The following is a 21,033-nucleotide window of genomic DNA, read 5'->3' as shown; positions in this document are numbered from 1 at the left end:
GTGCCTCAGACCCGCCCCGACGCGGCCAGCAGGCGCGCGATGCGGGTGTGCACGGCGAAGCTCGTGTTCATCCGGCGGTCGGCGTGGAAGTTGAGCACGACGTGCGCGTCGAGCTCGCGGTAGTGGAAGACGTGGGTCGCCCAGAAGCCGAGGTGCCCGACGGGTTCTGCGAGCCCGCGCAGCAGCAGGGGGACGAACTCGCCGAACCGCAGGGTCATCGTGCCCGCGCCGTAGTGGATGCCGCGGCGGAAGCGGTGGCGCGGGCGCGCCAGGTGCTCGACGTGCTCTGGCGAGATGAGCCTGCCGCCGTGCAGCGCCCGCTGGAACCGCACGAAGTCGTCCGGCGGGGCGACGACGTTGCCGCCCGCCCAGTCCAGGCTCACGCTGTGCGCGCGGCTGAGCTCGTCGCGGCCGATCCAGAACGGCGCGACGTCCAGCTCCGCGAGGTCGTCCGGGATGAGGGTCGCGTCGTAGGGCGTGGAGCTGCGCTCCATGCCGGACGGGTCGAAGACGTGCGCGCGCAGCAGTTCGGCGAAGGGCCCGCCAGCGGCCTCCTCGGCGATGCGCCCGAGCAGGACGTAGTTGGTGTCGGAGTAGTGGAACCGCTCGCCGGGGCGGCCGACCGGGGGCAGCCCGCGGGCCTCGTCCAGCAGGCCGGCGGGGGTCCAGCGGCGGTCGCGGTGGACGCTCGCCGCGTGCGCCGACGCGTCGGTCCGGTGGCCCCGCGGCGGCTCGAAGAAGTCGGGCAGCCCGCTCGTCTGGGTCAGCAGGTGGTCGACTGTCACGTCCCGGCCGACGTCGACGCCGGCGACCGCGGGCAGGTCGGCCACGTCGGCGGCGGGCAGGAGGGCGCCGATGGGGGAGTCGAAGCGGAAGCGACCCCGCTCGACGAGCGTCGCGATGAGCGTCGCCGTCATCAGCTTGCCCGAGCTGGCCGCGTGGAACGGCCGCGACCGGTCGCCGAACTCGAACTCCCAGTGCGGGGTCCGGACGAGCACCTGCGGTGGCGGCAGGGAGGGGTGCTTGCGGGCGATCCGTTCGAGCGCGGACCGCAGGCGCGTGATCGCGCGCCGGTGTGCCGTGGTGGTGCCTTCGTCGATGCGTGTCATGGAGCCCTCGTCGTCGCGTTGACATATCTCATAGAGATGTCTACTAGACATCTCTATGAGATACAACGTGCGCTAGGCTCCGCCCGTGGCCCACGTGATCCTCGGTCTGCTCCTGATCGCCCCGCAGAGCCTCTACGGCCTGGTCAAGGCGTTCGAGACGGGCGTCTCGCTCTTCTACAGCGCCAGCTCGGGCAGCATCAAGCGCGCCCTGGACGGCCTGCTCGCCCAGGGGCTCATCGAGGCGGCCAGCATCGAGCCCGGGGCGCGCGGCAAGAAGGTGTACCGCGTGACCGACGCGGGTCGTGCCGAGTTCGGCTCGTGGATGACGGGCGACCCGACCGGATCGGACCTGGAGGCCGCCGCGCTGCCCCGGCTGTTCTTCCTCGGCCTGCTCGAACCCGCCGACCGGGCCCCCGTCCTGCGCCGCATCACCGCGCGCATCGAGTCCGACCTCGACGGGCTCGTCGCCCTGTCCCGCAGGCTCGACTCCGTCGACGTCCCCGATGAGCACCGCGACGTCGCGACGCACCAGTTCGCGACCCTGGACTACGGCATCGCGTCACACCGGTTCGCCCTCGCCTGGTTCCGGGACCACCTCGCCCGCGAGGACCAGCGGGAACGGCGCTGACTGCGCTGCCGGCGAACTGCCGCGACCGCCGGTCACGCTCCGTGGCATGGTGGGTGCCGTGGCAGCCGAGGTACCGACGATCTACGAGTGGGCAGGCGGCCGGGCGGCGTTCGAGCGCTGGCTGGGCCGCTTCTACGACCTGGTGGAGGTCGACGACCTGCTCGCCCCGGTGTTCGGCGGGGTGGTGACCGTGCAGCACCGCACCGACGTGGTCACCTGGTGGTGCGAGGTCATGGGGGGTCCCGCGGAGTACACCCGCTCCCTCGGCGGCTACGAGCACATGCTCGGCAAGCACCGCGGGCTGCACATCGCCCCCGAGCAGCGGTTGCGGTTCGTCACATTGCTGTCGCAGGCCGCCGACGACGTCGACCTGCCCGCCGACCCGGAGTTCCGGGCCGCGCTCATGGGCTACGCCGAGTGGGGCACGCGGCTGGCCGTGCACAACTCCTCCGACGCGCCCGACGTCGCCGAGCACGCCCCGGTCCCGCGGTGGGGTTGGGGCGTCGCGCCGCCGTACCAGCCCTAGGGCTCGATCACAGGCGCCGGCAGCAGCGGACCACCCACCAGCCGCCGAGGGCGATCGCGACCACGCCCTCCTCGAAGGCGCCGACCGACGCGAAGATGACGCCGACCGCGACGATCAGCGACGCCGCGAGCAGCTGGAGGACCAGGCCGACCGTCACCCCTCCACCATGCCCGCCCGTCGCCCGGTCGCGCTCGCCGGCGGCGGTGGGCGGTCCTGGCCGGCGGCACCGGCGGCGGGCGGGGCCGCGCACGGCCCGATCGTCGCGGTGATGGCGTCGTGGTCCGAGCCGGGCAGCGCGAACCGGCGCGCCGCGTCGCCGCACCAGCCCGGCCCGACCAGGAGGTGGTCGATGCGCAGCAGGAACGCCCGCCACGTCGTCACCGACGTCGGCCCGGTCCACCCGTCGCGCACGGCGTCGGTGAGCCCGGCGTCGTCGAGCAGCAGCCGGTAGCCGCGGCCCCGGTCGGTCGAGTTGAGGTCGCCGGCCACCACGACCGGACCGGGCTCGCGGGCGGCCCGCGCCGCGACCGTCTCGACCAGCTCGTGGTGCTCGGCGAGGGTGGCCTGGTAGGCGCCGCGCGCGGTCCACCACGGACGCGGCACGTGCAGGGCGTAGAGCACGAACGGAGTCGGCGCGTCGACCGCGACCACCATGCCCGGCAGCTCCGGGCCGGGTTCCTCCAGCAGCCGCAGCGGGAAGCGGCTGTACACGCCCAGCGTCGCGTCCCCCCAGGTGAACTCGCTGTGCGGGTAGGCGGCGGCGAAGTCCTCGTCGAGGTAGCCGTTGTTCTCCACGACGACGAGCACGTCGGGGGCGGCCTCCAGCAGCGCGGGCACCGCGGTGGCCTGGCCGCTCACGTTGGCCGACGCCACGCTCACCCCCGCGCCGGCGGCCACCGGACCCGCGTCGGCGGGTGTCCAGGGCGCGAGCACCGCGATCGTCCCGGCCAGCAGTGCGGACACCGCCGGGAGCACCCCCCGGCGGCGCCCGACGACGAGGGTGGCCGCGGCGACCAGCCCCACCAGCACCGGCAGCACGATCGCCAGCACGTCGCCGACCAACCCCAGCCAGTCGCGCAGCGGGAACCAGGCCCACGGCAGGGCCGCCAGGAGCGCGGCGCGCGCCAGCGCGACGGCACTCGGGCGCCGGCGCGGCACGGGAGTGGGGGCGCGCCGTTCAGCCAACGGTGGTGGCCGGGTCGGGGGCCGTCCCGGTGCCGCGGTCGGGCGCGCCGATCGCGGGTTCGCCTTGCACTATCCGGCCCCTCCCGCCGCAGTCCGGACATGATCGTAGCGGTGCGCCCGGACCGGGCTCGACGAGATCGCCGCATCGGGGCCGGAGGCTCGACCCGCTGCTCAGGCCGGGTGCCCGGGCCGGGTGCTCGTCCGGCGGACGAGGCGCCACGGCGGACTGGCCCGCGTCGGTGCGGAGCCCGGTTCGACGACGGAGCGGGCGCAGAGCTCGCCCTGCTCGCGCAGGGACTGGGCGATGGTCGTCAGGCCGGCCGCGGCCGCGGCCGGGCCGTCGTCCCAGCCGGTGACGGCCAGCTCCGACGGCACGGCGATCCCCAACCGGTCGGCGGCGCGCAGGACGCCGAGGGCGAGCTCGTCGCTCATCGCCGCGACGGCGTCCACCCCGGAGCCCTCGCCCAGGAGGCGCAGCGCGGCGGCCTCGGCCTCGGCGCGGTCGGTCCTGGCCAGGACCACCACTGGCACGCGGCCCCACTCCAGGCCGAGGCCCGCGGCCGCCTCCGCGTAGCCCCGGAGGCGGTGGCGGGTGACGCTGAAGGGCGCCGAGTCCGGGTCGACCCCCTGCCGGACCGCCGGGCGCCGGGCCCGGTCGAGCGGGAACGACAGCACGGCGGGTGCCCGCGCGCCGGTGAAGGCGGCCGTGCCCACCGCCATGGCCGCGGCGCGGTCGTCGATGGCCACGAGGCCGAGGCCCGAGCGGGCCGGTCCGCCGTGCACGACGGCGGGCAGCCCTCGCCGGAGCACCGCGTCGAGGACCGGGTCGTGGTCGACGGTGGTCCACAGCACCACGGCGTCCACGGCCGCCTCCCGGACCCGGGCGGCGTCCTGGGGCCCGCCGGTGACCGGGATCAGGGTCAGGCCGAGCTCGTGCTCGACGCAGACGGTGGAGATGCCGGCCAGGAACTGCGTGGCCTGCGGGTCGTCGAAGGCGTACGTCAGGTGCTCGCCGAGCACGACGCCCAGTGTCGCGGTGCGCCCGCGGCGCAGCGAGCGCGCGCCGGGGTGGGGGCCGGGGTACCCGAGGCGCTCGGCGGCCTCCAGCACCCGGCGCCGGGTGGCCTCGGCGACCCGCTCCGGCCGGCCGAAGGTGTAGGAGACGGTCATGGCCGAGACGCCGGCCTCCCGCGCGACGTCGGGCATCGTCACGCGACGGCGTCCTGGCATGCGGACACCTTAGCTGTGTAACGTTACAATCGGTCCATGGCACCCCACCGGCCCGACCGTGGCTGACCTGCCGGCGACGGAGTTCCGTCGCGACCGGCTCACCTGGACCGCCTACGCGATGCTGTCCTGGTTCGCCTACCTGCAGGCGGCGCCGGGGCTGGTCATCGCGCACCTGCGCACCGAGCTCGACCTGAGCTACTCGGCGGGCGGCCTGCACGTGGCGGCGTTCGCCGCCGGGAGCATGGTCGCGGGCGCGATCAGCGCGCGGCTCGAACGCGCGCTCGGGCGGCGCACCCTGTTCTGGGCGGCGGCCGCGCTGCTGGGCGCGGGCACGATCGGCCTGACCGCCGGGCGCGCCGTCGAGCTCACCGCCTGCTCGGTGCTGGTCATGGGCGTCGGCGGCGGCCTGCTCCTGGCCACCATCCAGGCCGCGCTCGCCGACCACCACGGCGAGCGCCGCGCGGTCGCCCTGGCCGAGGCCAACGTGGCGGCGAGCGTCGCCTACCTCGTGCTCATCGGCACCCTGTCGCTGACCGCGGCCCTGCACGCCGGCTGGCGGGCGGCGCTGCTGGCCTCGCTCGCGATCCCGGCACTCGCCTGGTGGACCAACCGGCGGCTGGCGATCGACGCCCCGCCACCGTCGCGCACGGCCCAGGGCCGCCTCCCGGGCGCGTTCTGGATCGCCGCCGTGATGCTCTCCTGCATGACCGCGGCCGAGTGGTGCATCACCGGCTGGGGCGCGACCTACGTCGAGGAGGCCGCCCACGTCTCGACCGACACCGCGGTCGCGCTGATGGCCGGCTACTTCGGGGGAGTGGTGGCCGGGCGCCTGCTCGGTAGCAGGCTGGCGCGCCGGCACGACCCGGCACCGCTGCTCGCGCTCGCGCTCGCCGTGGCCACCGCGGGCTTCGCGGTCCTGTGGCCCTCGACGGGACCAGCGCAGGCGCTGATCGGCCTGTCGTTGTTGGGCATCGGCCTGGGCAACCTGTTCCCGCTGGGCATGTCCGTCGCGGTCGGGCTGGCCCCCGGCCGAGCCGTGCTGGCGAGCGGCCGGGTGGTCGGCATGACGTCGTTCGCGGTCCTGCTCGCACCCCTCACAGTCGGCACGCTCGCCGACGCGACGTCGCTGACGGCGGCACTGTGGGTCGTGCCGGTCTTCCTCGCACTCGCCGCGGTGGCGCTCGGCGTCGTCCACCGGACCCGACCCTGAGCACGCCACCGCACCGTGCGAGCCGTCCGGGACGGGCCGTCGGCTGTCGGACAAGGCATCCGGCGCGGGAAGGATCGCGCACAACGTGGCCGTCCCGTCCTGGTCCGGGTTGACCGCGACCCGCCGCTCCCGACGGGCCTGCTCGTGCCGTTCCGCAGCACCATCTCGATCCACGGCAAGAACCGCCCGGGCCGGCGCCGCCCGCAACTTCCCGGCGGTCTACCCCGGCGCCTGCTCCAGGACTCGATCCTGCACGGGTCGCGGTCTCGGCGGGCAGGTTGGCGGTGGCGTCGAGGACCGCGCGAACCTTCGCCGCATCAAGACGCCCGTCCCGCCACGCCTGTCGCGTCGCCGACAATTCGCCGTCCAACCGTTGAGCTTGGGCGAGCCGTATCGCCGCCGTCCCCGGCGACAACCGCAACGCCAACCCGATCTCATCGGCCGCGTACGGACTCGACCCCCGGAATCCGGGGCGGGTCGTCGGCGCGCGAACTCGGCCAACAACTCCGCCTGCCGCGCCGAAGCCCACGCCACCATCCGATCGAACCCGACGATCGCCTCGACCAGTTCACCGCCGCCTGCTCGACCCCTCGCAGAAGGAACCGGGTAGTCATGGGCAAGCCGACCCGTACCGCAGGCGCGCCGGCGCCGAGGAACGGAAGCGGCGCGGCAGCACGAATCCCACGGCTCAAGCCGATGAGCCGACAACCCGCCCCCGCGACCCCCGACCGCCATCAGCAGCGCAGAAGCAGCTCAGTACCCGAAGCCGTCCGCGCGAGAGCCGTCCCGAGCGTCCAACCCGAGCATCGCCAACAACATGGTGCAGTCCTCGACGTCGACCGCGTGCCCGGCGACGGTGCGCACCGCCCCGGTCCGCTCGCCCGCGTTGTGCTCCTCCTCGGCGACCCGCGCCCTGGCCGACCCGCCGGCGTGGTCCGGGACGCCGTCGCAGTTGCGGAAGAACCGGCTGACGATCCCGCTGCCGGTGGGCGCGGCCGCCGCGGCGAGGGTGGCCTCGGCGTCCTCGCGCGGGGTGGCGACCGGGATGACGAGCAGCGTGGTGACCCGCCCGCTCGCCGCGCCGATCAGGCTGATGCTGTCGAGGGCCTGGGTCGGGGAGGGGACCAGCCGGACGAGCCGCCCGCGCACGCCCATCCGAGGGGCGGCCACCGGCCAGGTCGCGGTGTTGTAGACGACCTGCTCGATCCCGTCGAGGCGGTCCCAGAGCTCGGGGAGCATCGTGTGCAGCTGACCGCTCAGGTCCCATGAGCGGGGCCACCACGCTCCGTGCACGGGTCCGGGTGGGGCACCCGCCGGACGCATCCGCAGGCGGGGACGGCCCCCGTACGGGGCAGTGGTGGACTGGTCTGGGCCGAGTGTCATGCCCGCGCTCCCGTCTCCGGTCGCCGGGGCGACCAGGGGATCTGCCGCGAACTACGCCGGCGGACCGCCGACGGTGGGGGGCTCCCGGCTATGCATGACGCTACACCCAGGGGGTCTCCACTATCGGGTTCGCATCCGGGCGAGCACGGCTGGGGCCGGTCAGCGGCTCGCCAGGCGGCTGTTTCGGGGTGCTCGGCTGCCTGGTCCGGCGGGGTCGGGCGGTCTTCGCAGAGGCGGCGTGGTCCTCGCAGGGGTTACGGCAGCTGCGAAGACCATGCGGACCCTGCGACGTGGCTGGGCCTACGCCGTCCCGTCGACGACGTGCACCGGGCCGGGGACCGACACTGCCGCGATGTCCCCGCGGCGCCAGCGCGGCTGGGCCCGCACGCGCGCGGTGACCCGGAGGCCGCCGGGCAGCTCGACCCGGACCCGCTGCGCGGGCCCGACGAACTCGACGGCGTGCACGGCGCCGGTGGGCACCCCGGGCACGGGCGGGCCCAGTCGGACCTGCTCGGGCCGCACCACCGCGGTCACGTCGGCCGGGGGCCCCGCCGCGCAGGGCAGCGCGCCGAGCGCGGTGCGGACCACGGCGCCGTCGCGGCGACCGGGCAGCAGGCTCGCCTCGCCGACGAACCCGGCCAGCCACGCGGTCGCGGGCCGGGCGTACAGCTCGCGCGGCTCGGCCACCTGGGCCACCCGGCCGGCGTGCAGCACGGCGACCCGGTCGCCGACCGAGAGCGCCTCGTCCTGGTCGTGGGTGATCAGCACGGCGGTGCTGCCGGTCGCCAGCAGGACGTCGGCCACCTGGGCCCGCACGTCGGCGCGCAACCCGGCGTCCAGCCCGGCGAAGGGCTCGTCGAGCAGCACGACCCGCGGCTGCGGCGCCAGCGCCCGGGCCACGGCGATCCGCTGGCGCTGCCCGCCGGACAGCTCGTGCGGCATCCGGTCCTGGGCCCCGGCCATGTCGACCAGCGCGAGGAGCTCCGCGACCCGGGCCCGGCGGGTGGCCCGGGTGGCCCGGTGCAGCCCGAACGCGACGTTGGCCGCCACGTCGAGGTGGCCGAACAGCGCGCCCTCCTGGGGCACCAGCCCCACCCGCCTGCGCTCCGGGCGGACCCCGGCCAGGTCGTGGCCCCCGAGCACGACCCGGCCCGCGGTGGGCCGGTGCAGGCCCGCGACCGTGCGCAGCAGCGTCGTCTTCCCGCTCCCGCTGGCGCCCAGCACGCAGACGAACTCGGCATCGGCGACGGCGAGGTCGACCCCGCGCAGCACCGGTTCGCCGCCGTAGCCGGCCACCAGGTCGTGCAGTTCCAGCGTCACCGGCCGGCCCCGGGGTCGCGGGCCAGCAACGCCGCGGGCACGCACGCCATCAGCACCAGCAGCAGGGCCGCGGGGGCCGCGGCACCGTAGGCGCCCAGCGCGGTCTGCCGCCACAGCTCGGTGGCCAGCGTGTCCACCCCGGTCGGGCGCAGCATCAGGGTGGCGGGCAGTTCCTTCATCGCCGTCACCATGACCAGCAGGCCGCCGGCGGCGATGCCCGGCCAGGCCTGCCGGGCGGTGACCACCAACCAGGTCCGGGCCGCGCCGCGGCCCAGCGTGCGGGCCACCTCCTCGACCGCGGGCGGCACCCGCTCCACCGCGGCCCTGCTCGCCCCGATCGCCTTGGGCAGGAACAGCACCGCGTAGGCCAGCACCAGCACGGCCGCGCTCTGGTAGAGCGCGGGCACCGCGGCCAGCGAGAAGAACACCAGCGACAGCCCGACCACGATGCCGGGCAGGCCGTGCCCGAGGTAGGCCGTCGACTCCAGCGCGGCGACCAGCCGACCGTGGTGGCGCGCGGCGAGCACCGCGACCGGGGCGGCCAGCGCGACGGCCAGCACCGCCCCGCCCAACCCGAGGGCCAGCGTGCTGCCCGCGGCGCGCAGCAGGTCGGGCACGTCGACGCCGCCGCGGGTGCCCTGGACGAGCCGGCCGGCCAGCACGGCCAGCGGGAAGGCCAGCGACGCGGCGGCCACCGCGGCCAGGCCGAGCACGGCCGCCGCCGTCGCGCCCCGCCCGAGCACGACCTGCGGCACCGCCCGCACCGCGACGCCGGTCCGCCCGCGCACCCACCGGCGCCGGGCCCACCGCTCCGCGCCGACCAGCGCCAGCGTGAGCGCCACCAGCACCAGCGCCAGCACGGCCGCGGCGGACCGGTCGAAGGTGCCCTCGTAGGCGGCCCGGATCGCCCAGGTGAACACGTCGTAGCGGAGCAGGGCGACCGCCCCGAAGTCCGACAGGGTGTAGAGCGCGACCAGCAGGGTGCCGGCCAGCGCGGCGGGCAGCACCTGCGGCAGGGTCACCGCGCGGAAGGTGGCGACCGGTCCGCGCCCGAGCGTGCGCGCCACGTCCTCCTGGCCGGCGTCGGCCATCCGGAACGCGGCCGCCGCGGGCAGCGTCACGTACGGGGTGCAGGCCAGCACCAGCACCGCGGTCAGCGGCAGCAGCCCGTTCGTCCCCGGCCAGGTCGCCACGACCGCGAAGGCCAGCAGGTAGGACGGCACGGCCAGCGGAAGCGCCGCGAGCACCCACCACAGCCGGGGCGCGGGCAGCCGGACCCTGGTCAGCAGCCAGCCGGTCGCGGTGCCCAGCACCAGGCTCCCCGCGGCGACCAGCAGCACGAGGACCAGCGAGTTGGCCGCCAGCAGCCAGGTGCGCTCGCGGCCCAGCACCGCCGCGACCCGGTCGCCCGCCCCGGCCACCCGCACCACCAGGTAGCCCAGGGGGAGCGCGGCGACCAACGCCGCGGCGCCCGCCGCGACGAGCAGGGCGGGCGCCGGACGGCGGTGCGCGGAGGTCAGACCAGCCCCACTTCGGTGAGCAGCGCGACGGTCTGCTCCAGCGAGGCCAGGTCGGACAGGTCGAGGTCGGGACCGTCGAGCTGCTCCAGCGTCGGCACGCCCGCGGGCCCGGGCACGCCGGCCACCAGCGGGTACTCGGCGGTCTCGGTGGCGAAGTAGGTCTGGGCCTGCGCACCGACCAGGAACTCCACCAGCTCCCGGGCCTCCGCCGAGTCCGCGGCCCCGGTGAGGACGCCGGCGCCGGTCACGTTGACCAGGGCCAGCGCGGTGCCCGGGTCGCCGAAGGCGATCTGTGCGCGCAGCGCGGCCGGGTCGGTCTCCGAGCTCGCCCAGTAGTAGTGGTTGATCAGGCCGAGGTCGGCCGCACCGGTGTTGACCGCCTCCAGGATCGCCCCGTTGCCCTGCATGATCTGCGGCTCGTTGGCGATCAGCCCCTGCAGCCACGCCCGCGCCGCGTCCTCGCCCTGCAGCACCCGCAGCGCGGTGACGAACGCCTGGAACGAGGCGTTGGTCGGCGCGATGGCCACCTGCCCGCGCCAGCGCGGGTCGAGCAGCTCCTGGGGGTCGCCGGGCACCTGGTCGGCGGGTACCTCCTGGCTGTCGTAGGCCACGACCCTGGCTCGCCCGGTCAGCCCGACCCAGGACCCGTCGGTGGAGCTGAACTGCCGCTCGACCGCGCCGGTGATCTCCGCGGGCAGCGGCGCCAGCCTGCCCTGCGCGGCCAGCGCGCCGAGGGCGCCCGCGTCCTGGGACAGGAACACCTGCGCGGGCGTCGCGTCCCCCTCCTCGAGCAGCTGGGCCGCCATCTCGGTGGTGGAGCCGTAGCGGGTCTCCACGGTGATGCCGGACGCCTGCTCGAACTGCTCGATCAGCGGTCCGACCAGCTCCTCGTCGCGACCGGAGTAGAGCACCAGGGTGCGCTCGCCCTCCGCGGCGGGGCTCGGCGCGGCGGCCTGCTCGGCGGCGGCGCCGCCGCACGCGGTGAGAGCGAGGACGGCGAGCGCCGCGGCGGCGCCGGACAGCACTCGGGGACGGGACGCGCGCATCGGCGGACCTCTGGTCTGTTCGTTGGTTTTGCCGGATCCGTCCGGCCGTATCGCAGGGCAGGCTAACCTTCACGGCAGACCGAGTGATGTCCCGAGAATTGAGGGGGTCGGCATGACCGGCACCGGTGGCGCCCGGCCCGACCCGGCCGCCGTCCTGCTCGTCGACGACCACCGCGTCTTCGCCGACGCGCTCGCCATCGGCGTCGCCGCCCAACCCGACCTGACCTGCGCCGCGGTCGCCTACACCGCCGCGGCGGCCCGCGCGGCGCTGGCCGGTGCGGCCATCGACGCGGCCATCGACGTCGCCCTCGTCGACCTCGACCTGCCCGACGACAGCGGCATGCGCCTGGTCGAGGAGTTCGCCGCGCGCCGGCCGGTGATCGTGCTCACCGCGCACCCGCGGCTGGACCTCGCCCGCCGCGCGGCGGCCGCGGGCGCGGCCGGGTTCCTGGCCAAGGACGCGCCGCTGCCGGAGATCCTGGCCGCCGTCCGCGCCGCGCTGGCCGGCTCGGCCGTGCGGTCGTGGGAGACCGACACCGACGTGCACCTCACCGCCCGCGAGCTGGAGGTGCTCAGCGGGCTGGGCCGCGGTCGCGACGCCACCCGCATCGCCGCCGACCTGGGCATCTCCGTGCACACCACGCGCGACCACATCCGCGCGCTGCTGGCCAAGCTCGGCGTGCACAGCCAGCTCGACGCCGTCGTCACCGCCGACCGCCTGCGGCTCATCGCCGTGGGCACCGCGATCTGACCGGCGCCGGTCCGGCATGGTCCGCACCACGCTGCGGCGCCTCGCCGCGGTCACCGTCCTGGCCGCGCTGCTGCTGGGCGGGCTGGTCGCGCTCGGCGTGCGGCTGATCGGGGAGGCCGAGGGCGAGCGCACCGCGCAACGGGTGTCGACCCAGGTCGCCGCCGCGGTGCTGGTCCGGCTGGCCGAGCACGACTTCACCGACGTCACCCCGGCCGACCGCGCGGCGCTGGTCGCCGACCTCGCCCCGTTCGTCGACTCCGGGATGGTGTTCCGGATCAAGGTGTGGCGGGTCGAGGGCGACCGGGTACGCGTCGTCTTCTCCGACGAGGAGCGCATCGAGTCCGCGCTGCGCCCGTTCGACGCGGAACTGGCCCGCAGGCTCGACGCGGGCGAGGCGGTCGTCCTCCCGGTGCCCGACGACGCCGAGCACCGCTTCGAGTCCGCCCGCGCCGACGACCTGCGCGAGGTCTTCATCGGCTTCCGGGACGCCGCCGGCGAGCCCGCCCGGTTCGAGATCTACGTCCCGGTCGACGTCGAGGGCACCGTCGGGCACGCCATGGGCGTGCTGCTCCCGCTCGCGCTGGCCGGGGTGCTGCTGCTGGCGCTGACCATGCTGCCGCTCGCGGTCGCGATCGCCCGCCGCGTCGACCGCGACCGCCGCGAGCGCCAGGACGCCCTGCACTACGGCCTGGCCGCCGCCGAGCTGGCCCGCCGCGACCTGGCCCACGAGCTGCACGACGACGTCATCCCCCACCTGGCCGGTGCCGGTCTGCTGCTCGACACCGCGGCCACCGCGGAGCCCGCGCGGGCGGGCGAGCTGGTCGCCGACGCCCGGGCCCGCATCCGCGACAACGTCCGCCGGCTCCGCGCCCTGCTCGCCGACCTGGCCCCGCCCGCCCTCGACCCGGCCTCGGCGCCCGACGAGCTCGCGCGCCTCGTCGCCGGGCTGGCCGGCGACGGCCCCCGGATCGCCCTCGACGTCGCCGACGACCTGCGACTGGGCCCCGCCGCCGCGGCGCTGGTGCACCGGGCCACCGGGGAGCTGCTGCGCAACGCGCTCGCCCACAGCGGCGCCACCGCCGTCCGGGTCGTCGTCGGCCCGGAGCCGGGCGGCCTCGTCCGGGTCACCGTCACCGACGACGGCCGCGGCTTCGACCCCGCGGCGCCCTCGCGGCCCGGCCACATCGGCCTGCTGCTGGTCCGCAGGGCGGTGGCCGAGGCGGGCGGCCGCCTGAGCGTGCGCAGCGGCCCCGGCACCACCGTCGACCTGCTCGTCCCGGCCGAGGCGCTCCCCGCTGTGCCGCCCGCGGTCAGCGCACCGGTTCCGGGACCGCCACCGGCGCGCTCGTCAACGTGACCGAGGTGCCCTGCCCGCCCTGCTCGATGTGCATGGTGGCCACGCAGGTGCTCATCATGTGCAGGCCCCGGCCGCGGTGGCCGGGGTCGGGCGGCACCGGCCGCCACCGGCCGTGGTCGGCCACCGTCACCACCACCAGCCGGTGGCCGTCCTCGACGACCACGTGCGCCCGCACCTCGACGTCCCCGGGCTCGGGCTGCTGGCGGTAGGCGTGGTCGACGACGTTGGAGACCGCCTCGTCGACCGCGGCGACGACGTCGTCGAGGTCGTCGTCGGGCCAGGACCACTCGACCAGCCAGTCGCGGAGCGCCCGGCGGACCGCGCGGGGGGCGCTGGGCAGCGCGGGCCGGACGACGTGCAGCTCGTGGTCCGGGGTGGTGACCGGGGCCGCGGCTCGGTCCGGGGTCGAGGAACAGTGGCCCTCGGTCATGCAGACTGCTCCGGGCACGCCATTTCGCCGGTCTACCCGGAGCCCGAGCCGATCAAGCGAGACCCGCGTCACACCACCCGTGCGGTGCCGTCCCGGGCGACGGGCTACCGCACTCGACCCGCGGGCGTCGCATCCGCGAGGGTGGCGTTGCGCTCCAGGTACCGGGCCAGCCCGTCGGGGTCGTCGAAGGCCTGCGGCCGCAGCACCAGCCGGTGCACGCCCAGCTGCCGGTAGCGGTCGACCGCGCCGGCGTCGACCGGCTCGAGGGGCATCGCGGTGATCTCCAGCTCCCCCAGCCGCCCGGGGCGCTCCACCTCCCCGGCCGCGCGCCGCAGCCCGGCGAGGTCGCCGGCGATGTCGTCCGGGGTCCCGTTGCCGTAGAAGCCGTGGCCGCGGCTCACCGCCCGGCGGTAGGCCCCGGCGCTGCGCCCGCCGACGACCACCCGCAGCCCGGTCGGGCGCGGGTGCGCGTCGACACCGGCGAAGTCGACGTGGCGGCCGTGGAACTCGGGGGCAGGGGCGTCCCACAGGGAGGCCATGGCGTCGAGGTACTCGTCGGTGCGCGACCCGCGGTCGGTGAAGGTCGCGCCGACCGCGGTCATCTCCGCGGCGAGCCACCCGGCACCCACCCCGAGCACGAACCGGCCGCCGCTGAGCGCGTCCAGGCTCGCGGCCTGCTTCGCCAGCACGAGCGGGTTGCGCTGCGGGAGGATGATCACCGCGGTGCCCAGCGCGATCCGCGAGGTGACCGCCGCGACGTGCGCGAGGTGCACGAGCGGGTCGACGATCGGGGTCCGCGCGTCGAGCTGCGCCCCCTCGCCGGTGGGGAGCACGACGTGGTCGTGCGCCCACCACGAGCCGTAGCCCAGGTCCTCGGCCAGCCGGGCCAGCCGGGAGGTCGCGTCGAACCGGGTGATCGAGTTGAGGCCCTGCACCCCGAGCTCCACCTCAGCCCCCCGCCCGGCTGATCTCGACCACGGCCTTGCCCGGCACCCGGCGCCCGCGCAGGGCCTCGGCGGCCTCCGCGGTCCGCTCCCACGACCCCCGCCAGCCGATCTGCGGATCGAGGCGGTGCGCCGCGACGAGCGCGAGCAGGTCCTCGATGTCGGCGCCGAAGCCGCGGTGGCCGGTGTCGACGGTGAAGACCTCGACCGCCCGCCGCCCGCCCCGGCGCCGCTCGGCCTCGAAGTCGATCGTCGTGGGCAGGCCGGACGCCTGCCCGACGGCGAGCGCGACGCCGTCCTCGGCGAGCACCGCCACCGCGGCGGCCAGCACCGGCCCGCCGACGTTGTCGATGACGCCGTGCACGGGGGCCAGGTCGGCGGGCACCGCGGAGACGATCACGTCGGCGGCGCCCAGCTCGCGCAGACCGGCCGCGCGGGCGGGCGCGCCGACCTGGGCCACGACGTGGGCGCCCGCCGCGGCGGCGAGCTGCACCGCGTAGCGCCCCACCCCACCGGCCGCCCCGGTCACCAGCACCCGGCGGCCGAGCACCGACCCCAGCCTGCGCACGGCGCGCAGCGCCGTCACCCCGGCGGCGGGCAGGGCCGCGGCGACGGCGTCCTCCACGCCGTCCGGGACGACGGCGAGGTCGTCGGTCGCCACCGCGCGCAGCGTGGCCAGCGCGCCGCCCATGGAGAACGAGCTGACCCGGGTGCCTGCCGGGGGACCGGAGCCGTCGGCGGCCGCGGTGACCACCGTGCCGGCGGCGTCGACCCCCGGCACGGCCCCGACGGCGTACATCGCGTCGGCGTAGGCCACGTCGAGGAAGTTCAGGGACGCCGCGGAGACGGCGAGGAGGGCCTCGCCGGGGGCGGGCACCGGGTCGGGGAGTTCGGTGCGGCGCAGCGCGGCCGGCGCGGTGGGGTCGTGGACCAGAGCGAGCATGCGTCCAGGCTGCGCCGCTGCTCAGGGCCTGTCGAAGACCCGTTCGGATAACCTGGCGGAATGCCAGGTCCGGGGGATCCGCACGTGCGCGACCTGCGGTACTTCCTCGCGGTGGCCGAGGAGCTGAGCTTCACCCGGGCCGCCGCGCGGATGCACGTCTCCCAACCCGCGCTGTCCAAGCAGGTGCGGGCGCTGGAGACCCGGCTCGGCGCGGAGCTGTTCACCCGCGGGCACCGCAGCATCGCGCTCACCGCCGCCGGGACGGCGCTGCTGCCCCGCGCGCGGGGCATCGTGGTCGAGTGGGAGCGAGCGGGCGCCGAGGTGCGCGCGGTCGCCGGAACCACCCGTCGGACGATCACCGTCGGCTTCCACACCCGGATCGGCCGCGGGCTGGTCCCGGCCATCACCGCCGCTCTGGCGGAGCGGATGCCCGGCTGGCGGCTGCGGTTCCGCCAGGTCGACTGGGGCGACCCGAGCGTCGGGCTGCGGGACGGCTCGGTCGACGTGGCAGTCGGCTGGCTGCCGGTCCCGGGTCCGGGCATCGCCCACCGGGTCGCGGCCACCGAGGCGCGCTGGGTGGCGCTGCCGGTCGAGCACCGGCTGGCCGGTCGGGACGTGGTCCCGTTCGCCGAGCTGACCGGTGAGCCGTTCGTCGCGCTGCCCGCCTCGGCCGGCCCGATGCGCGAGTTCTGGTTGGCCGCCGAGCAGCGGCGGGCACCCGCCGCGATCGGCGCCGAGGCCGCCACCGCCGACGAGGCGTTCGAGGCCGTCGCCTCCGGCCTCGGCGTGGTCCTGCTCGCGGCCGGCAACGCCGCCATCTACCGGCGCGACGACATCGTCTGCCGCCCGGTCCCCGACCTGCCCGCGTGCGAGCTGGCCGTCCTCTGGCGCGCCGACGACCGCCGCCCGGCGGTCCGCGTGGTGACCGACGCCTGCTGTCGGTCCGTCGCCACCGACGCGGCAGCGCGTGATCGTCGCCCTGGCGGCGACAGCCCCTCAGGCCTCTGACGCCGAGCGCGGGGCGGGCTCGGGGGTGCCCGCGCCGGTCCGGACGAACAGGAAGCCCGCGGCCAGCGCGATCGGGAACATGATCACGCCGTACACCGCGGCCGGCACCGCGAGCCGCTCGTTGCCCAGCACGCTCAACGCCACCGCGATCGCGAGGGTGCTGTTGTGGATCCCCACCTCGAACGACGAGGCGATCGCCTGCCGGCGCCCCACCCGCACCAGCCGGGGCAGCAGGTAGCCCACGGCCAGGCTGCACACGCAGAACAGCGCCGCGACGAGCCCGATGTCGGCCAGGTAGCCGCCGATCGACTCGCGCTCGGCCAGGATCGCGCCGACGATCACCGCCACCAGCACCACCGCCGACAGCACCCGCACCGGCCCCTCCGCGCGCTCGGCGAAACCGGGCGCCATGCGCCGGACCACCATGCCGATCGCGACCGGCACCAGCACCACCGCGAACACCTGCAGCGTCTTGCCGAACTCCAGACCGACCGCCCCGGCCGCGGCCGGCGGCTCGAGCACGGCGACCGCCAGGTTCACCACCAGCGGCAGCGTCAGCACGGCCAGCACGGAGTTGATCGCGGTCAGGGTGATGTTGAGCGCGACGTCGCCGCGGAACAGGTGGCTGAACAGGTTGGCCGTCGTACCGCCGGGGGAGGCGGCGAGCAGCATCATGCCCACCGCGAGCAGCGGGTCCAGCCCGAGCGCCACGACGAGCCCGAGGCAGATCGCCGGCAGCAGCACCACCTGCGCGGCCAGCGCGACCCCGACCGCGCGGGGCTGGCGGGCCGTGCGGCGGAAGTCCTCGGTGGTGAGCGTCAGGCCGAGCCCGAACATGATCACCGCGAGGGCGACCGGCAGCCCAACGCTCGTCAGGACCGAGTCCACGGCGCGCCTCCGTAACCCCGCCCGGGACGGGCGGTTCGCCCGGATCCTGCCTGGTCGCCGGGTCCGGGGGAAGGTCGAATGCTGTGCATCCGCAACGGTGGCGGCGGGGTGCTCCTACCGGGCGGTTCTTGCGGGGTGCCGGGGTCTCCGGCGGTCGCTTTGCAGCGGTGCCTGCGTGCTGGGCTTTGTGCGGTGGGGCCTGCGCTGCCGGGCTCCGTTCCTGCCTCCGGCGGCGCCTACGCGGCGGGCGACCTCCGATCGAGCAGGGGGTCGCCCCTGCCGTCACGTCGACCCGCTCAGGTTGGCACGGCCACCGGCGCCCCCGCCGGGTTGGCCGGATGGCTGGGTTTCGGGGGGCGGTGGGGGCACCGGTGTCCGTGCACGCTGCGCGTGCCGACGTGACGGCAGGGGCTTCGGGACCGGGATGGGCACCGGTGCCCACGGGGTCAGCGCGGAACACGGGACACACTCCGGCCGGGGTTGGTGTTCTGTGTTGGTCGAGTCGAGTCGAGGCGTCCGGGTGGTCCGGTTCTGGGGTGGCACCGGGGTTTGCGATCTTTGTCGAGCCACGCGGGCGGAATGAATTCAGGTAGTCCGTCGCGGGCGATGCGTACGAGCCATTCCGTGGAGTGGATCTCTTGGTGGTGCGTCCAGCACAGCATGACGAGGTTGTCGGTTTGGTGTGGCCGCCGCGGGCCCATTCTTTGATGTGGTGGATTTCGCACCAGCTGGGTGGGCGGTCGCAGCCGGGGTGGGCGCATCCGTGGTCGCGGGCGACGATCGCGCGGCGGATCGCAAGCGGGATGGTGCGGGCTTCTCGCCCGATGTCGAGGGGTTGGCTGTCGCCGTCGAGGACGATGGGGATGACCTTGGCGTCGCAGCACAGTGCCCGGAGTGCGGCGGGGGTGGGGGTGCCACCGAGGTCGAGGCAGGCGGCGCGGGCGCGGTTCTCCAGGTCGGTCAGGGCCATCGTGATCGCCACGCGGGGGCGTTCCCCGGCGGTGGTGGGGAGGATGGTGTCGCCGTGGGTGGCGGCGAACCCGCAGATCTCGGTGAGGGCGTCGGCGTTGCGTTCGGCGGCGCTGCGCGGGTCTTGGGCGGTGCTCGGGGTGGCTTTGGCGTCGATGACGGTGGCGATCATGGCGTAGCGGACGGGGTCGGTGAACACTCCGCTGATCTTCCCGCCGCCCCCGGGCAGTGGGGTCAGGCGTAGCTCGTTGACCTGCACGGGTTCCCGCTCGTCGGGTTCGGCGCCGTCCTGGTCGTAGGCCCGCACCAGTTCGGCTCCGAACCTGGCCAACTCCGTCGGGGTGCAGGTGTCGGCGACGGCGGCGATCTGTTCTTCGATGCCCGCCCAGGCGTAGGGCGGGATCCGCCGCGCCGCGGGCGAGTCGAGGAGTCGGGCGATCAGATCGACGTGCTGCAAGCTTGCCGCACCGCTGCTGAACGCCGCAGCCATCGCGGGCAGCACCGGCGGCAGCACCTGCCCCTGCAGATCCACTCGGGCGGCGACGTGCTCGGCAGCCCGCACGATTTCCCGCGCCCGCCCCCGATCGACAGTCAGTACCGAGGCCACCGCGGAGTCGGGTCGCCGGTGTCCGGCGGCGGCGAACGCGCCGCTGCGCTGCAACACGGCCACGGCCTCGACCTGCACCTGCGATATGGCCTGGGTCAATTCCCGGGTAGCGGCGAGTGCGTTCAGCGCGTCTTGATCGGAACCGTTCTCGCGCAGTCCGGCGGCGACCGCGCGAATGCGGTCTGCCGTGGCGGCGAGTTCGGTCGGGGTCATGCCTTGATTCTACTCGAACATTTGTGTGGAGTCGAGGAGGAATCGGGCCCACTGGATAGTCGCCGCGCTCGCAGGTGAAGCGTTCACAATCGCAACCGGCACCTCGGATCGGGGACGGCCGCCAACGCAACCCCACTATTCGTTGTTACCGCAACGGAACCACCTGCGCACCGAACCCGCCCTGCTCAACGAGAGTGAGTCAGTCGACGAACGCCAAGGGAAGCGTCCTCGGCGACGCGCGGGCTCGGCCCGGCCGTGGACGGGCACCGCTGAGGTGCGCAGCGCCGACGCCGACGTGCGGGTTGATCACAGTGCTGGAGCGGGTGAGCCGGGCGCATCGCACGCTGGTGATCCTGCGGATGGACTCGGCCTGAGCGGGCTCAGGGCGCTGTCGGGGCCGTGGGCGTCGCGGGCGTCAGCACGGCGTCGACCAGGAAGACCGTCGCGTTCGCGGACCGGACGTTCCCGCGGCCCACCGCGGTGGTGCCCTCGTCGGTGCTGGTGTGGGTGAGCATCTCGGGTGTGCCGCCCACCGTCACCTCGCCCCAGGCCGGCTGGGTCGTACCGCCGGAATCCCCGACCGCCCGCTCTACCGGAGCAGCGCCAGGAGTTGGGCGGTGTGGCCAGGCAGCTCCACCTCGGCGAGCCCGGTGAGGATGTCCCGCAGCGACAAGGGCTGGTCGACGAGGACCTTCCCGCCGGACAGGAGTCGGGTGGGCACGAGCGTGTCGAGCTCGCGCTCGCTCAACGCCGGTCCGCCGAAGGCGCACAGCGCCTCGCCCTGGAGTCGGATGCGGTCGCGCAGGCCCGCGCGGTCGCCGGTGAGTGCGATGACGTGGTCGAGGGTCCAGGGGTCCTGGGCGAGGCGGTTGTCGTAGGTGGTGTTCGCGCCGGAGGCGATGCCGGCGGCGGTGGCGAGGGCCGCGGCGCCGACGAGGGAGACGTGGGCCAGGATCCGGTCGGTGTCCCAACCGCCGTCCGGTGGGGCGGGGGCGTCGGCCGCGGTGGTGGCCGCGTCCAGGAGGGTGCGGTAGGCGTCGCGGAGCGCGGTGGTGTCCATCGTCGTCCTCACAGCTCGTCGGGCAGGCGCACGCCGGGGCCTCCGACGTGTATGCCGAGGGGCCGCCTCGGTGCGGACCCCCGTCGTCCATGTCGACTCCCCGGTCGGTGCAACCAGTGGGTTGCGAATGAACGTATGGCAACTGGTCGGTTGCGGCAAATCTCCTGGAGGAGGGTGCGAAGTTCGGCTAATCGGCTTACGCTTGGTCTGCACCGCCCCTGACCCCGGCGGAGACCGCGTCCCGCTCCCGCGAAGGGGTCCCGCCATGGCCCAGCTCCCCGGTGACTCGTTCCACTGCACCCTCTGCCCGGTCGGCGATGTCGACGTGCTGCGGATCGTCGGCGACATCGACACCCTGACCACGTCCGCGTTCACCGGCGCGCTCGCCGAGGCCCTCGCGCGCGGACCGCGGGACGGGCCCGGCCAACTGGTGCTCGACCTGGGCGGCGTCGGGTTCGTCAGCGTCGCCGGGATGCGCTCGATCGTCGAGGCCGCCCAGGCCGCGGCCGAGGCCGGCATCGTGTTCCGGGTCGCCGGGCTGGCCGCCCTGCAGCGCAGCCTCGCCGAGCTCATCTGGCCCGGAACCCTGCGGCACGGGTTCCCGACCGCGCAGGACGCCGGCGCCGCCCCCTGACCGGCGAGGGCATGTTTCCCGGCGGCCCGGATCGGCCATCCGGGGAGATGACGCTCTTCAGCCGGCCGCTGC

Annotated in this window: 22 protein-coding genes and 1 pseudogene; 7 read left to right on the top strand and 16 right to left on the bottom strand. The window is 75.5% G+C overall.

Going from position 1 to position 21,033, the window contains the following annotated elements; genetic code table 11:
- Positions 1–5: 5 nt before the first annotated feature.
- A complete protein-coding gene (locus KDL28_RS06000) occupies positions 6–1,109 on the bottom strand; it encodes a serine hydrolase domain-containing protein (protein ID WP_252436204.1) in 1,104 nt (367 codons plus the stop codon).
- A gap of 85 nt (positions 1,110–1,194) precedes the next feature.
- Between KDL28_RS06000 and KDL28_RS05995 the strand changes: the two genes are divergently transcribed.
- Positions 1,195–1,737 carry a PadR family transcriptional regulator gene (locus KDL28_RS05995; RefSeq protein WP_252436203.1) on the top strand — a complete coding sequence of 181 codons (543 nt, stop codon included), beginning with the start codon at positions 1,195–1,197 and terminating at the stop codon, positions 1,735–1,737.
- Between the two features lie 58 nt (positions 1,738–1,795).
- Positions 1,796–2,263: a group II truncated hemoglobin gene (locus KDL28_RS05990; RefSeq protein WP_252436202.1), complete on the top strand. Its 468-nt coding sequence runs from the start codon at positions 1,796–1,798 to the stop codon at positions 2,261–2,263.
- Positions 2,264–2,270: 7 nt separating this feature from the next.
- On the opposite strand, the gene KDL28_RS05985 is transcribed toward KDL28_RS05990, so the two are convergent.
- From KDL28_RS05985 to KDL28_RS05975, 3 genes are all read right to left on the bottom strand, one after another.
- A complete protein-coding gene (locus KDL28_RS05985) occupies positions 2,271–2,420 on the bottom strand; it encodes a hypothetical protein (protein ID WP_252436201.1) in 150 nt (49 codons plus the stop codon).
- Positions 2,417–3,421: an endonuclease/exonuclease/phosphatase family protein gene (locus tag KDL28_RS05980; protein WP_252436200.1), complete on the bottom strand. Its 1,005-nt coding sequence runs from the start codon at positions 3,419–3,421 to the stop codon at positions 2,417–2,419. The genes KDL28_RS05985 and KDL28_RS05980 overlap by 4 nt, the downstream gene beginning before the upstream one ends.
- A 198-nt stretch (positions 3,422–3,619) precedes the next feature.
- Entirely contained in the window at positions 3,620–4,678 is a 1,059-nt protein-coding gene (locus tag KDL28_RS05975) for a LacI family DNA-binding transcriptional regulator (protein ID WP_252436199.1), read from the bottom strand.
- Between the two features lie 58 nt (positions 4,679–4,736).
- Here KDL28_RS05975 and KDL28_RS05970 point away from each other — a divergent pair, with 58 nt between their 5' ends.
- A complete protein-coding gene (locus KDL28_RS05970) occupies positions 4,737–5,888 on the top strand; it encodes an MFS transporter (RefSeq protein WP_252436198.1) in 1,152 nt (383 codons plus the stop codon).
- Here KDL28_RS05970 and KDL28_RS42050 read toward each other — a convergent pair.
- The 5 genes from KDL28_RS42050 to KDL28_RS05950 form a co-directional block, all read right to left on the bottom strand.
- The gene (locus KDL28_RS42050; protein ID WP_372496894.1) at positions 5,773–6,417 is read right to left on the bottom strand and encodes a DUF222 domain-containing protein; all 645 of its coding nucleotides are present in this window, start codon (positions 6,415–6,417) and stop codon (positions 5,773–5,775) included. The two genes, KDL28_RS05970 and KDL28_RS42050, sit on opposite strands and share 116 nt — an antisense overlap.
- Positions 6,418–6,641: 224 nt before the next feature.
- Positions 6,642–7,211 carry a DUF5994 family protein gene (locus KDL28_RS05965; protein ID WP_252436282.1) on the bottom strand — a complete coding sequence of 190 codons (570 nt, stop codon included), beginning with the start codon at positions 7,209–7,211 and terminating at the stop codon, positions 6,642–6,644.
- A 360-nt stretch (positions 7,212–7,571) separates the two neighbouring features.
- A complete protein-coding gene (locus KDL28_RS05960) occupies positions 7,572–8,591 on the bottom strand; it encodes an ABC transporter ATP-binding protein (RefSeq protein WP_252436197.1) in 1,020 nt (339 codons plus the stop codon).
- On the bottom strand, positions 8,588–10,051 hold the full coding sequence (locus tag KDL28_RS05955; protein WP_252436196.1) for an ABC transporter permease: 1,464 nt from the start codon (positions 10,049–10,051) through the stop codon (positions 8,588–8,590). The genes KDL28_RS05960 and KDL28_RS05955 overlap by 4 nt, the downstream gene beginning before the upstream one ends.
- Positions 10,052–10,107: 56 nt before the next feature.
- The gene (locus KDL28_RS05950) at positions 10,108–11,157 is read right to left on the bottom strand and encodes an iron ABC transporter substrate-binding protein (RefSeq protein ID WP_252436195.1); all 1,050 of its coding nucleotides are present in this window, start codon (positions 11,155–11,157) and stop codon (positions 10,108–10,110) included.
- Between the two features lie 112 nt (positions 11,158–11,269).
- On the opposite strand from KDL28_RS05950, the gene KDL28_RS05945 reads away from it, so the two are divergent.
- Together KDL28_RS05945 and KDL28_RS05940 are read left to right on the top strand one after the other, a co-directional pair.
- Positions 11,270–11,908, top strand: coding sequence for a response regulator (locus tag KDL28_RS05945; protein ID WP_252436194.1), 639 nt, complete (start codon positions 11,270–11,272; stop codon positions 11,906–11,908).
- 16 nt (positions 11,909–11,924) lie between these two features.
- Positions 11,925–13,265, top strand: coding sequence for a sensor histidine kinase (locus tag KDL28_RS05940; RefSeq protein ID WP_252436193.1), 1,341 nt, complete (start codon positions 11,925–11,927; stop codon positions 13,263–13,265).
- Here the strand turns inward: KDL28_RS05940 and KDL28_RS05935 are convergent.
- The 3 genes from KDL28_RS05935 to KDL28_RS05925 all read right to left on the bottom strand — a co-directional run bounded on the left by KDL28_RS05935 (position 13,219) and on the right by KDL28_RS05925 (position 15,582).
- Positions 13,219–13,695: an ATP-binding protein gene (locus KDL28_RS05935; protein WP_252436192.1), complete on the bottom strand. Its 477-nt coding sequence runs from the start codon at positions 13,693–13,695 to the stop codon at positions 13,219–13,221. The genes KDL28_RS05940 and KDL28_RS05935 overlap by 47 nt on opposite strands.
- A 104-nt stretch (positions 13,696–13,799) precedes the next feature.
- Complete coding sequence (locus KDL28_RS05930) at positions 13,800–14,642, bottom strand: TIGR03619 family F420-dependent LLM class oxidoreductase (protein WP_252436191.1); 843 nt, start codon at positions 14,640–14,642, stop codon at positions 13,800–13,802.
- 1 nt (position 14,643) lies between these two features.
- Positions 14,644–15,582: a zinc-binding dehydrogenase gene (locus KDL28_RS05925; RefSeq protein ID WP_252436190.1), complete on the bottom strand. Its 939-nt coding sequence runs from the start codon at positions 15,580–15,582 to the stop codon at positions 14,644–14,646.
- 84 nt (positions 15,583–15,666) lie between these two features.
- On the opposite strand from KDL28_RS05925, the gene KDL28_RS05920 reads away from it, so the two are divergent.
- Entirely contained in the window at positions 15,667–16,590 is a 924-nt protein-coding gene (locus tag KDL28_RS05920) for a LysR family transcriptional regulator (protein ID WP_252436189.1), read from the top strand.
- On the opposite strand, the gene KDL28_RS05915 is transcribed toward KDL28_RS05920, so the two are convergent.
- The 4 genes and pseudogenes from KDL28_RS05915 to KDL28_RS41065 form a co-directional block, all read right to left on the bottom strand.
- The gene (locus KDL28_RS05915) at positions 16,579–17,478 is read right to left on the bottom strand and encodes a bile acid:sodium symporter family protein (protein ID WP_252436188.1); all 900 of its coding nucleotides are present in this window, start codon (positions 17,476–17,478) and stop codon (positions 16,579–16,581) included. The genes KDL28_RS05920 and KDL28_RS05915 overlap by 12 nt on opposite strands.
- 826 nt (positions 17,479–18,304) lie before the next feature.
- Positions 18,305–19,267 (bottom strand): annotated as a pseudogene (locus KDL28_RS42045) (DUF222 domain-containing protein); the annotation flags it as partial.
- 380 nt (positions 19,268–19,647) lie between these two features.
- Positions 19,648–19,800 carry a hypothetical protein gene (locus tag KDL28_RS05905; protein ID WP_252436186.1) on the bottom strand — a complete coding sequence of 51 codons (153 nt, stop codon included), beginning with the start codon at positions 19,798–19,800 and terminating at the stop codon, positions 19,648–19,650.
- A 56-nt stretch (positions 19,801–19,856) separates the two neighbouring features.
- On the bottom strand, positions 19,857–20,327 hold the full coding sequence (locus KDL28_RS41065) for a hypothetical protein (RefSeq protein ID WP_305882183.1): 471 nt from the start codon (positions 20,325–20,327) through the stop codon (positions 19,857–19,859).
- Positions 20,328–20,592: 265 nt separating this feature from the next.
- On the opposite strand from KDL28_RS41065, the gene KDL28_RS05895 reads away from it, so the two are divergent.
- Positions 20,593–20,961, top strand: coding sequence for an STAS domain-containing protein (locus tag KDL28_RS05895; protein ID WP_252436185.1), 369 nt, complete (start codon positions 20,593–20,595; stop codon positions 20,959–20,961).
- Positions 20,962–21,033 lie beyond the last annotated feature (72 nt).

It is taken from the genome of Pseudonocardia humida (assembly GCF_023898865.1).
Taxonomy (GTDB): domain Bacteria; phylum Actinomycetota; class Actinomycetes; order Mycobacteriales; family Pseudonocardiaceae; genus Pseudonocardia; species Pseudonocardia humida.
The sequence above is the reverse complement of the archived record's forward strand: the minus strand, read 5'-3'. Positions and strand labels throughout refer to the sequence as shown.

What these genes read in the sequence shown, in the direction of transcription:
- KDL28_RS41065 (WP_305882183.1), bottom strand. Translation starts at nt 20,327, where the DNA reads ATGGACACCACCGCGCTCCGCGACGCCTACCGCACCCTCCTGGACGCG.
- KDL28_RS05975 (WP_252436199.1), bottom strand. Translation starts at nt 4,678, where the DNA reads ATGCCAGGACGCCGTCGCGTGACGATGCCCGACGTCGCGCGGGAGGCC.
- KDL28_RS05940 (WP_252436193.1), top strand. Translation starts at nt 11,925, where the DNA reads ATGGTCCGCACCACGCTGCGGCGCCTCGCCGCGGTCACCGTCCTGGCC.
- KDL28_RS05965 (WP_252436282.1), bottom strand. Translation starts at nt 7,211, where the DNA reads ATGCGTCCGGCGGGTGCCCCACCCGGACCCGTGCACGGAGCGTGGTGG.
- KDL28_RS05950 (WP_252436195.1), bottom strand. Translation starts at nt 11,157, where the DNA reads ATGCGCGCGTCCCGTCCCCGAGTGCTGTCCGGCGCCGCCGCGGCGCTC.
- KDL28_RS06000 (WP_252436204.1), bottom strand. Translation starts at nt 1,109, where the DNA reads ATGACACGCATCGACGAAGGCACCACCACGGCACACCGGCGCGCGATC.
- KDL28_RS05945 (WP_252436194.1), top strand. Translation starts at nt 11,270, where the DNA reads ATGACCGGCACCGGTGGCGCCCGGCCCGACCCGGCCGCCGTCCTGCTC.
- KDL28_RS05935 (WP_252436192.1), bottom strand. Translation starts at nt 13,695, where the DNA reads ATGACCGAGGGCCACTGTTCCTCGACCCCGGACCGAGCCGCGGCCCCG.
- KDL28_RS05895 (WP_252436185.1), top strand. Translation starts at nt 20,593, where the DNA reads ATGGCCCAGCTCCCCGGTGACTCGTTCCACTGCACCCTCTGCCCGGTC.
- KDL28_RS05925 (WP_252436190.1), bottom strand. Translation starts at nt 15,582, where the DNA reads ATGCTCGCTCTGGTCCACGACCCCACCGCGCCGGCCGCGCTGCGCCGC.